This is a genomic window from Candidatus Peregrinibacteria bacterium (assembly GCA_016220175.1).
Classification (GTDB): domain Bacteria; phylum Patescibacteriota; class Gracilibacteria; order CAIRYL01; family CAIRYL01; genus JACRHZ01.
Map to the genome: position 1 here is coordinate 1 of JACRHZ010000053.1, position 2,840 is coordinate 2,840.

Sequence of the window (2,840 nt, forward strand, 5' to 3'; positions counted from 1 at the left end):
ATGTTGAGAGGAAGTCTTTTTAAACGTTTTGCCAAAAGTTATTTTTTTGCACAATTTTGATATGGAAGATAATGAAATTCGATAAGTATTTTCTTTTAAAAATTAAATTAATATTAAAAAATATGATGAAAAATAAAACAAATAAAACAAGTGATTGACAAGTTCTGAGTATTAGAGGAAAAACTATGTTCGTCACGTTATTATATTTTTATTCTTTTACCATTTTCACATGAAACGCACCTTTTTCTTCCTTTCGATTTTTTCAGTAATTCTGGCGGTAAATATTTCTATTTGGTATTTTTCTTCGAATCATCTTTCATCTGCTGAGGCGATGGGAGAATCTGCAGATGTTTTGCCGCAGGGAGATGTAGGAATATCTCAGATCCCCGCCGAACTATTTGGATGCACCCTAAACTCAGGATGGCCATCCTCTGCGAATCTCAAAACCGATGCTCCGTGGTCGACTTTGGCTTTCCCAATACTCACAACTGATAGTAGTTATCAGCCTCCTGCGGAACAATTTCTCGATGTTAATGGAGATGGGCTTGCAGATTATATGCATCGGAAACACACAATCAATCAGACTCAATATCATGTTGAAGATTGTGTATATATCAATACTGGCTCTGGATGGGATGTGGCATTCCGATGTCAAGGGTCATATGACTTTAGTACACCAGATAATACTCGCTGGTATGGCGACTGCGCAGATATGAGTTCGTAATTTTATTTTTTCTTCCTCTCATTTTTTTCTTATGAAAAATTTCTACCGAAATACTTCTCTCGTTTTCGTTTTTTTTATTTCCCTCATAATTCTTATTGGAGGTGCTCCAACTCCTCTAAAATCCGAACAAAAAACATCTCTTCAGACTGAAAATAATTTGAACAATATTTTTCTTCCAACTGCGTCCGCAGGATGGAATTATGGAGGTCTCAAAATGTATAATGGGTATGATGCTTGGCGGCATTCGAGCAATATAGATGCTAATGACACTACTGTGCAGGCGCTCTATTTTCTTATTCCAACGACCTACTATTCTGGAACTCCTTATCCTCCACCGCAACGAAATACTCTTTTTACAGATATGAATGGCGATGGTCTAAATGACATTGTATTTGCCGAAAATGCAACATCTTATCCCGGCACCGACGAATTTTACAAATTTGGAATTTTCTTAAATAAAGGAAGCACAGGATTCAATTGGTCGTATAAATGCGTGTACAACAGTTCACAAGGATATTACGGTGACTGTGCTCAACAATAAATATTTCGTTTTTTTTCTCTTTTTTTTCCCATGAAACGCCATCTCTCGATTTTTCTTACCATCATTCTTATTTCCAATGCTCTTCTTGGGAGCGCACCTCCGGTGATGGCGAGTGAAAGTGTGGACAGAGGAGGAACCTCATCAGGTGAAGTTTCCACCGGAGAAAATTCTGGCGGAGTTGACCAAGGTGCTGCAGCTGTATCAACAGACAAAACGGATGCTGGTCTTAGCACAAGAACAGAGCAAATTCCCGATACAGAAACATTTCAGGAAGAAGATAAAAATGCGCCAATTGATCCAGAAAAAGAAGCTGAAGAAAAAGCAGCGACTGATGCCACAGATTCGGCAACAACAGAAGATGATGTCGTCATAGAAACTCCTCCTCCAGATCCAGAACCGATTCCAACTCCCGCAGCGCCAGTACAAGAAAATCCCCTCGCATTCCTCAAAGGACTTCTGGGAAATTATGCAACCGATTTGTTTACGGGAGCCGCGACCTATCAGTATCCGCTCTGGATTCCAAAAGGAAGATCATCGCTTATGCCGAGTCTTACGCTAGAGTATTCCAGTTCGGACAGAAATTTTCTTTCTGAGTTGGGATTTGGATGGAGGTTTCCGGCAAATGCAATTTACCGAAGTACGGCAAAAGGAATTAATGAGCTCTATACACAGAATGATTTTTCCTCAGATATTTTTGGATCCCAGAGCGAACTTATTTCCGTAAATACTCCGAATGGAGAATACGCAGCAAAGACAGAAGGAGGATTTCAGAAATACGTTTTTGCGAATAATACGTGGACGATTACGGATAATCAGGGAACAATTTTTACTTTTGGCGCCACTCAGGAGAATCGCTTAACAGATCCGGCTGATTCAACTCGAGTGTACAAATGGATGCTCCAAAAAGTGCAAGATATTCAGGGAAATACCATGAGCTTCACGTATTTTGAGGAAGCCGGGCTTGCATATCCGGATACGATCAGATATACAGGATCTCCCCTCCCAAATGATCTCGGAATTTATGAAATTAAATTTTTGAGAGTGGCAAGATCGTATGTTCCGATCTCATACGTGACGGGATTCCGTGCAGAAGGAAAATATTTTATCAGCGGAATAGAAGTCTCTTCGTACGCGAGCGGATCCCGAGAACTTATTCGAACCTATGATTTTTCACATGATGAAAGAGAAAGCATAAAAGGAAAACTCACGGGAATTACCGTTCGAGCGGGAGCTCTCGCATATCCGCCAACTCGATTTTTCTATTACGACGGAATGGAGCAAATCGAGGGAAAGAGAATCGATCTTATGAAGCGTATTGAATATCCCGCGGGAGGAATTCAGGAAATGACGTATAAGCCATCAACATCATACAGAACTCCAGCTCAAGAAGGAACGAATCCGAATCTTCCGTTTATTATTGATACGGTTCACACCTCAACGGTAAAAGCATCGATAGCGGCGCCGTCATACACGAATACCTACGATTACGAAGGTGGACATTACTTCTTTGATCCTCTCGATGCCTATAAAAAAGAATACGCCGGATTCCATTCGGTGACGATTACCGATCCGTCA

Annotated in this window: 3 protein-coding genes; all 3 read left to right on the forward strand. The window is 40.5% G+C overall.

Annotated elements, in window-relative coordinates; genetic code table 11:
- Positions 1–229: 229 nt before the first annotated feature.
- Positions 230–724 carry a hypothetical protein gene (locus tag HZA38_04260; GenBank protein ID MBI5414700.1) on the forward strand — a complete coding sequence of 165 codons (495 nt, stop codon included), beginning with the start codon at positions 230–232 and terminating at the stop codon, positions 722–724.
- Between the two features lie 31 nt (positions 725–755).
- Positions 756–1,265, forward strand: a complete 510-nt coding sequence (locus HZA38_04265; GenBank protein ID MBI5414701.1) for a hypothetical protein — start codon at positions 756–758, stop codon at positions 1,263–1,265.
- Positions 1,266–1,295: 30 nt separating this feature from the next.
- A partial coding sequence (locus HZA38_04270; protein ID MBI5414702.1) for a hypothetical protein occupies positions 1,296–2,840 on the forward strand: 1,545 nt, incomplete at its 3' end.